The 8,167-nt window shown below is 51.8% G+C and carries 6 protein-coding genes and 1 pseudogene; 2 read left to right on the top strand and 5 right to left on the bottom strand.

What is annotated here, in order from left to right:
• Positions 1–791: 791 nt before the first annotated feature.
• From BM174_RS20150 to BM174_RS21510, 3 genes and pseudogenes are all read right to left on the bottom strand, one after another.
• Entirely contained in the window at positions 792–1,145 is a 354-nt protein-coding gene (locus BM174_RS20150) for a hypothetical protein (protein ID WP_093925601.1), read from the bottom strand.
• Positions 1,146–1,620: 475 nt separating this feature from the next.
• The gene (locus tag BM174_RS21515) at positions 1,621–2,157 is read right to left on the bottom strand and encodes a fasciclin domain-containing protein (protein WP_245766470.1); all 537 of its coding nucleotides are present in this window, start codon (positions 2,155–2,157) and stop codon (positions 1,621–1,623) included.
• Positions 2,146–2,664, bottom strand: a pseudogene (locus tag BM174_RS21510) (fasciclin domain-containing protein); the annotation flags it as partial. The gene BM174_RS21515 and the pseudogene BM174_RS21510, both read right to left, overlap by 12 nt.
• Positions 2,665–3,649: 985 nt before the next feature.
• On the opposite strand from BM174_RS21510, the gene BM174_RS20140 reads away from it, so the two are divergent.
• Entirely contained in the window at positions 3,650–5,176 is a 1,527-nt protein-coding gene (locus BM174_RS20140; RefSeq protein WP_093925600.1) for a sensor histidine kinase, read from the top strand.
• An 89-nt stretch (positions 5,177–5,265) separates the two neighbouring features.
• On the opposite strand, the gene BM174_RS20135 is transcribed toward BM174_RS20140, so the two are convergent.
• Positions 5,266–5,640 carry a response regulator gene (locus BM174_RS20135; protein ID WP_093925599.1) on the bottom strand — a complete coding sequence of 125 codons (375 nt, stop codon included), beginning with the start codon at positions 5,638–5,640 and terminating at the stop codon, positions 5,266–5,268.
• A 401-nt stretch (positions 5,641–6,041) separates the two neighbouring features.
• Positions 6,042–7,577: a PAS domain S-box protein gene (locus BM174_RS20130; protein WP_093925598.1), complete on the bottom strand. Its 1,536-nt coding sequence runs from the start codon at positions 7,575–7,577 to the stop codon at positions 6,042–6,044.
• Positions 7,578–7,906: 329 nt separating this feature from the next.
• On the opposite strand from BM174_RS20130, the gene BM174_RS20125 reads away from it, so the two are divergent.
• Positions 7,907–8,167, top strand: a 261-nt coding sequence (locus tag BM174_RS20125; protein WP_143092511.1) for a helix-turn-helix domain-containing protein, incomplete at its 3' end; no start/stop codon positions are given.

Raw genomic sequence — 8,167 nt, 5'->3', positions numbered from 1 at the left:
GAGGCCAGCTCAAGCCTTCAACATCGGCGCGCCGAAAATACTCCGATATCGTCGCGCGGCCCACCGACAGGCTTTGCGCAACACGGCGTCCTGAAAATCCATCTGATCGAAGCCGCAAAGCTTCCCGTATCTTCCGCATTGGCAATCTCTTCATTGGGCTCTCTCTCGTTCAAATGAACGCCAGAGTAGCCCTGCTACAGATCGCCTCGCAGTCGCTTAAATCGTGTCAAAATAGGGGTGGCCGGATGCCCCGGAATCCATGGCCGGATCAAATCGGTATGGGTGGCCGGATGCTATCGGTACAGGTGGCCGGATCACCCCGGAATACGCATCAAGACGCAAAGCACGCGATATGACTTCACTACCCATGATTTTGTGATGCTGAACGCTTATGCGCAGACACCGGCGACCACTACAGCGATAACAGAGGCTGCGAACTTTCTGAAGGATCACTTCACGGAGTAAGGCTAAAAAATAGAATGTCCGCCTTTCTGCAAAGGTGGGCATTCAACGACAAAAATTTTCTGTTTGGAAACAATCCCATGTCTACGCAAGACATGCCGCTTCTGTCTCAATCCGAGACTTCGTCGGTTCGCCAAATACCTTTTGTCATCCGTGCCCCTGAGTACGGCCTCTGCCAGGATGCGTTGCCCGGATGACAAGACCGTCAGCGGCATAGATCTCCTTGTACCCGAATGTGAGCGATGGCCGTTACGCTCGGCGTCTTTTTTTGAGCGCATGTCCAACTACGGCCACTCTGACCAACACCAAAGTCGTCGAATGAACGCGCTCTAAAGGTATTTGAAACGGCCCAACGCGTAAACGGCCACTGTGACCAGCGCATATATACCGTTCACCAATAGTATAAAGTTCCAAGGGGCCGCAGCACCCCAGATATAGACCGCTGACAAAGACGCCAGCGCATCTAAAACCACGAAGCCCACGATCCATGCTGTGACGCCTGACGCGCGAGCGAAAATTGGGATCAAGGCCATTGCGAACACGATTGACCAGAACTCGCGCCCAGGTGATAGGATCAAGGGAATAGGGTCAGCACCCGCCATGGCCGAAATGGCGAACGAATTTGCGATGCAGCCAAGGATACCTGCAATGGCGGCCAAGATGACGTTGCGTACAGTAAACATGGTGGGCGACTTTCTGTCTGATTATATGGGGTTGTATGGCCAAGCCGTTTTCCCAGCAGTGGCATCCAAACGGGACCAAAGCAACAGTGGCAATGCGTTTTGCGACTAAAGAATACGCGATCAATTATGCATAAAAAATGCCGCATCTTGGGCATGTGGCAGGAAAGATGGAACCGACTGCGTCATCCCATCACTTGGCCCATGTCTGGTCTGGGCCAAGTGGTAATTTTTTGGCCTTTGAGAATCGCGCTGGCCGGGAAATGCAGGTTGCCGGCGTCAGAAAGTCTCCTTGCAGGGATGCCCAAGTTTACTAGCACGTTGGAAAGGGGAGGGGTTTTGGATGCGCAGCAATGAAAGCCGCGGCATTCCTCAGATGGATTTTGTCGCAGTAAACCCGTCTCGACCAAACTTTCGCAAAAGGTCCCCGCCAGAAATCCGACGGGGACCTGTTCTATTGGCATTTGACTAGGCGCGCTTAGCGCGGCAGCAGTACGCCCTCAATTACGTGGATAACGCCATTGGATTGCATCACGTCCGCCGTGGTCACTTCCCAAGCGTTGCCGTTCTCGTCGAAGACATAGGCATTGCCCGCAGGGGTTACCTGCACCGAAAGGGCGTCGCCGGACACGGTTTGGAAGTTGTTAAACTGTTTCCCCGATAGGCCGGAGGTCAGTTCGGCAACGGTCAAACGGCCCGGAATGACATGGGCGGTCAGGATCTTGGTCAGTTGCTCTTTGTTGTCGTCCATCATGACCGTGTCGACCGTGCCATCGGGCAGGGCGGCAAAGGCATCGTCGGTCGGTGCAAACACTGTGAACGGACCTTCCCCCGACAGGGTTTCAACCAGACCCGCCTGCTTGACTGCGGCCACAAGGGTGGTGTGAATCGGCGAATTGACGGCGTTTTCGATTATGTTCTTGTCGGCGAACATCTCGGCGCCACCCACCATTGGGTTGCCATCCTCGGACATCATCGAATCGTTGGCCATGGCTTCTTCGGCGGCAGGCAGCATGACCGTGTCAATAACGTGGATCACGCCGTTTGACTGACGCACATCGGCGATGGTCACCGTAGCAATGCTGCCTTGTTCGTCAGTCAAGGTGATGTTGTCGCCGTCCATCTTGGCCGACAGGGTGCAGCCACCAACGGTCGGGACGGGATGGTTGCCGTTGTCGTCCGCGATCATGCCCATGATTGCATCGGACATAGCATTGGCCGACACCACGTGACAGGTCAGGATCTTAGTCAGCATATCCTTGTTTTCCGGCTTCAGCAGGGTTTCGACGGTACCTGCAGGCAGCTTCTCAAATGCCGCGTTGGTCGGGGCAAATACCGTGAACGGACCTTCGCCCGACAGCGTTTCGACAAGACCGGCGGCCTGAACAGCTGCTACCAGGGTAGTGTGGTCAGCAGAATTGACTGCGTTTTCGACGATGTTCATCTCCATCGACATTTCAGCGCCGCCCACCATCGGATTGGCGTTGCCTTCGGCAAAGACGACCGCGGGGGCGGTCAGCATCGTTGCCGTCAGAAGAAGGGATTTCAGTGACAGTTTCATTGTTCATTCCATCTGTTGGAACGCCCGTTGATCGGGCGCATCTGACATAAGTTACGAAAGAGGCACTCCAACAGTTTCAAATGTATGGCGACGCAGCAGATCTTTCGAATTTTCGTGAACAGTCTAGGTCTCGGAATTAACCTTAGCTGCACTTGTAAGAACGAGGGTTTTTACCGTGCCGAATAGCTTTTGCACCACGTGGTGAATGTCTTTTCGGTACTGGTCGCTTCAAGCGAAATATATTTCTCGGCGCACCCTTTGCGGAACGTGTCGGCCAACACACGCAAGTCTGGTAGATGCCGCCCGACACATTTGATGATGACGTGATCCCTTTGCGCGCTCTAGTGGAAATTCATCTACGCACCCATGTAAGTACTAGGGCGGCGCTTATGCGGAACAGGGTAGACACCCCAAAAATTCTGGTGAGCGACATACAGAACGCGGACGGCCCGCGGCAAAAGTGGTTTGACGATAAGAGTTTTCCCGCCGAACCGACGGTAATTCAGCTCCGCCCGAGCCTCGGCGAGATAAGCTCTGTTATTTCACTTCCTGCCGCAAGTTGGCTTGCTCGGACATCGGGTCGAAAAAACCATTAGCTTCTGTGCTATGCCCTGTTTGAACTACTTGCGCTTCAGCCACACCGACCTATCAACCTTGTAGCGCCCTCTAGCAGCTTAGGGTCTACAGAAGCTTTCTGCCTGATGAAGTTGAGGGAAGCGATGCAATGCCGGCCCACTTGATATTGTGTACCACGTAGCATCCGCTGAAGATTCTTACGATTCCGCCCTCAGTTGGGCTCGACACCATGATGGTCTGGCCAATCCTATCATCGCCTCTGGAATAAACAGTCTCGTCTCATTATGGATATCTCCAGCGACACGCCTATGTCCAAAACATTGCCTGATCGCGATGCCTTGCGGAGGGTCTGTTTTAAAGAGGACGCTTAATGGTTACCAAAGCGATTGCTGGGTCGGCTCGAGCCGCTATAATGTTCATCACAGCAACACTTCTAATCTATTCAGTCATTGTGGGCTTTCTAGTCTATCAGGGCTACAATGATGCGCAAGATCGTGCTGAGATGTCCGCAACAGCTGCTGCGAAAGCAGTAAATATTAATACAGGCTGGATTGTCGAGGTAGCTAAGCAAGCGCTACGGCGGATGGACTCGGCGCTCGGAGTGGATGCTAAGCCTGATGATAGTTCGACTTTAATTAACATTAGGAACGCTCTCGAAGGGCTACCCGCTAGCGCGAAGGCGTACATTGTCGCTGCCGATGGCCAAACCCTTTACACGACCGATCCCAACTTTGTAGATATTGACGTTCGTGACCGGGAATATTTTTCAGTTCCGGAAGGGGGCAAACGCTTCTTTACATCTTCTCTTTTAATCAGTCGCATTGATGGCAGTCAAATCTTCGCGTTTAGCCAGCGTCTTGAGCGTGATGGTGTATTCATTGGCGTGGCCGTTATTTCATTCGATGCGACCCTACTGGGGGAGTTGCTTGACTCTCTGGGCCTGGGAGTAGGTTCAACCGTAAGCATATTGCGCGCAGATGGAATGCTGGTAGCTCGCTACCCGCCGACAGATAATCCTCTGGACCTCAGCCAGTACGTCCTTTTCAAAGAGCTGCTCCCTGAATCAGATGTTGGTTTCTACACCAGTAGGTCTCCTGTAGACGGCTTAAAAAGATTCGTGGGATATCAAACTGTTCCGGGAACTGACCTTATCGCAATAGCTTCAGTGGGCTCCGCCGAAGTGATGGGCCGGTTCTGGCGACGTGTATGGATATTCTTGGCAATAGTAATTCCAACCATGCTTGCCTTGGCCTTATGCGCGTTTTGGATCATCCGTCTCCTGAAGAGGGATGTCCATCGGCACGAAAAACTGCAGGGGGCGCTTGCAACAAATACTATGCTATTTCGAGAGATCCATCACCGGGTTAAGAATAATATGCAGTCGATGCATGCGCTCGTCACAATGCAGAACCTTCCCGAAGCTGTAAAAACCAATTTTCAGTTGAGACTTGGGGCCATGTCCACTGTCCACGAGCATATGTACAACCACGATGCATATGCAGCTCTCGATGCTCGGTCTTTCATATCTGCAGTCACGGAAAAGATTTTCCAGGCATATGGTTCTTCAGTCAGATTGAACCTGGATATCGACCAATTGCCGGTCAGCCACGATCAGGCAACGTCGTTGGCGATGCTGATCAATGAAGTCGTCACAAATGCTTTGAAATATGCCGTCTCAGACAGGCCAGACCCTATGATTTCCATCAGTCTTAAACTCCTTACGAAGGACGTGGCCAGACTTTTGATTGCAGACAATGGTCCAGGGTTTGATGCCTCAAACAGTCGTTCCGGGATGGGTTCCAAGATTATCAAAGGCATGGTGATGCAGCTTGATGGATCGCACACCTACATGTTTGATGGCGGCACAACATTTTCCGCTGACTTCCCTATCGGCTAAGCTTCTACTGTGCGATGTTAATGAAAGGGAACCAACCATATAGTTAAAAGAAAGACTATGGATGTCGGCTTAGCCAACGCACCTAGTTTCTAACTTGATTGGTTCATAAGATTCGCAAGAGCGGTGAAGAGCTGAGAATGCACAAAAGGCTTTGGTACCAAAACGCTATTTGGCACGCCTTCCGCCTCCCACTCATGAGAGCTGTCGCCACTCATATATACCATTGGCATCGTAGGAGTTACTTTCCGAACATGGTGACCAATATCCCATCCGCTCGGCCCTTTACCAAGGTTTATGTCCGACACAACACCGCTTATCCGCGACGGATCAGCGTCGAAAGCCTTGATGGCTCGCGATCCATTATTGGCGGTGATGACCTCAAAACCCGCTTCGATTAGCGCGTTCTCAATGTCCATGAGGATAAGTGCCTCATCTTCTACCACCAAAATTGTTGTCGACTGCATTAGCGAACCTATTTAAGAGACAGATAAAACACCCCAACCCAGTTGAAGTCGTTTTGTTCCGCCGTTTGAGGAATTTAAATTGATGTGCAAACGATTGCAACGTTGACAACTTGAGGCACCCCCGACGTGGTAGTTGAAGAGGTCATAAATGTTTCGTAATCTCCCTCTTTTTAGTGGGGATCTGCCGTAGAATTTACTCGTATGATTTCAGCTTCATGGCGGGTGTATGCCGCCGACGCCCAAGTTTGGTTGTAAGCCATTCGGTTGCTTGGTTTTGCGCCCCCTCTAGACGTGAACCACGGGTGGATGGTTTATTGTTTCTTTCGTTTCTGCATTTTGGATCACTTATTAGGTCATGGGATTCACCTAAGAGACAGGTCCTAAATTCCGTGACCGCTTCTTTACCTAACGTTGGAGGCCGTCGCTTCGGCTTTTGGTGATATAAGCTGTGCCCTGGGGAGCCTCATAGTGAAATGAAAACCGGCTTCATCTATTTGACGTTCAAATGTGCCACAGAGGCGCACCTCAACCATAGCCTGCACCAATTGAGAGCCAAATCCGATGCGTTCGGAATGTGATGGGGCTTGATCTAAATGCTGATCACGCAATTCACACCACTCGATACTGATCTCATCTGATGATGGGTCTATTCTCACTCGGATCTCTAGTTTGCTTCCGATCCCCAAAGCGCCGTATTTCAATGCGTTAGTTGCAAGTTCATTAAATACTAACGACAGCGGAAGCACTGATGCACTGGGGATCATGATCGACGGAGCCTCAATCTGAATTTCTTCCTGATCGGGCAGTATTTCAATGGAGCTAACTATCAAATCCCGTAAGGGCACACCAGATTCTGCCTCGATAATTGCCATTCGATTTGAACGGCCCATTGTATCAAGTCTTCCGAGAAATGCCCCGTCGAGTTCCTCTTTGGAGGCCGCGTTTCGAGAGCAACTGCGGTAGATTGCAGATAATACGGATAGACTATTACCAACGCGGTGCACCATCTCCTGCCTGAGCATCTCGCGGTTTTCCCGTTCCACCTTGCTGCGGATCGCAGCACCGATCTGGTTTCCTACCGTCTTTAGCATGCGCAAAATTTCTGGATCCAAGCGGGATTTCTCAGTCCCGAAAAACTCTAGAACCGCGTGGACTTCGCCACCGTGTTGAATAGGTAGGGCTACACCCCTCGTCAGACCTACTCCCGCAAAGGACTTTCTTCGTACGAATGCTAAATCGCTCGCAAGGCAGTCAAGCGATTCCAACTCCCCGGTTCGCCAGGCACGTCCAGGTAGGCCTTCGCCCAATATAAAATTAAGGCCGGCTGTTTCCTCAATCACAGGTCGAAAACTATCATCCCTGAGGTGCCAAATGCCTGACGGTACAAGCGTTTGATCCGAGCCTGTCCCCCGTTTTACAAAAAGGTGTGCGGCGTCCAGTTCCGCAATTTGGCAGACCTGATCGAGGCAAAATAGCGTGAACTCTTCAAGCGAGGCATCTTCTATCAGCTTCTGGCCGATTGCCATGACAGCTTCGGCTTCTCGCGCGCGTAGGTTTTGCTCGCGGTTGAACCGTTCCTCAGCTCTCAAACTTCGGATAAACGCGTAAAACATCGGTTCGCGATCTTGCTCGTTCATCGGGAAGATTGATAGTTCTACCGGAAATTCCGTGCCGTCACGGTGGATTGCCGAGATACGAATTCGCTGCTCGAGCACGGGCCCTACACCAGTCCGATTATAGTGGGCCAAGCCGCGGGTATGGCCCTCTCTGTGCTGAGGGGGCACGATAAGTTCGGCCATGGATGAGCCGATTGCGACTGCTTGGCTCCAGCCAAAGATCTCTTCCGCCGCGCTGTTCCAAGCCGAAACGTGGCCCTCGGCATCCATACCCACCACGGCGTCAAGAGAGCGGTCAAACAATGATTTAAGGTGATCCATCCGGTCCCAATCCCAGCGCTGGGTCTTGCGCTCACACGTTGAAGGCTGAACGCGAAGTTCTTCTTTAGCTACCCAGTGAAAAGCTAAGACGCAAGCTTCTGTGATGGAGGTTCTCCAACATCTGACTCAGATAGCGAACATCGCGGCAATCGAAAACCCCACATATTCGTCGGAAAAGTCGGAATCCGATCTGGATGCACAGCGTCTTCTTCTGCCTGTTGATTGTCACCGAGAACTGACCCGGCAACTGTAGAAATTGTCATTGAGAATTGATCCATGTGCAACCTTGCCCCTGCTTGAATCAGCTGGGAGCTATTGGAGTGTTAGACATGGGATTTCTGAGGATTATTCGGAAATGGGCTCTGAGAGACAAGATGCCCATCCGCGAGATTGCGCGCCGGACAGGGGTGTCTCGCAACACGATCAAGAAGTATCTGCGGACAGGGATAGTTGAGCCCGAGTTCCAAATTTTGGACCGACCGAGCAAGTTGGACCCTTACGCTGAGAAGCTGACAGGCTGGTTGCTGTCTGAGCAGCGTAAATCACGGAAGGAACGGCGAACGGCCAAACAGATGCATGCGGATCTGGTT

Origin of the sequence: Sulfitobacter brevis, assembly GCF_900112755.1 — a bacterium.
GTDB classification, from domain to species: domain Bacteria; phylum Pseudomonadota; class Alphaproteobacteria; order Rhodobacterales; family Rhodobacteraceae; genus Sulfitobacter; species Sulfitobacter brevis.
This window is presented reverse-complemented; position numbering and strand designations above follow the sequence as displayed.

Coding starts and splice junctions, on each gene's coding strand:
- BM174_RS20150 (WP_093925601.1), bottom strand. CDS start 1,145: ATGTTTACTGTACGCAACGTCATCTTGGCCGCCATTGCAGGTATCCTT.
- BM174_RS21515 (WP_245766470.1), bottom strand. CDS start 2,157: ATGCTGCCTGCCGCCGAAGAAGCCATGGCCAACGATTCGATGATGTCC.
- BM174_RS20140 (WP_093925600.1), top strand. CDS start 3,650: ATGGTTACCAAAGCGATTGCTGGGTCGGCTCGAGCCGCTATAATGTTC.
- BM174_RS20135 (WP_093925599.1), bottom strand. CDS start 5,640: ATGCAGTCGACAACAATTTTGGTGGTAGAAGATGAGGCACTTATCCTC.
- BM174_RS20130 (WP_093925598.1), bottom strand. CDS start 7,577: ATGGATCACCTTAAATCATTGTTTGACCGCTCTCTTGACGCCGTGGTG.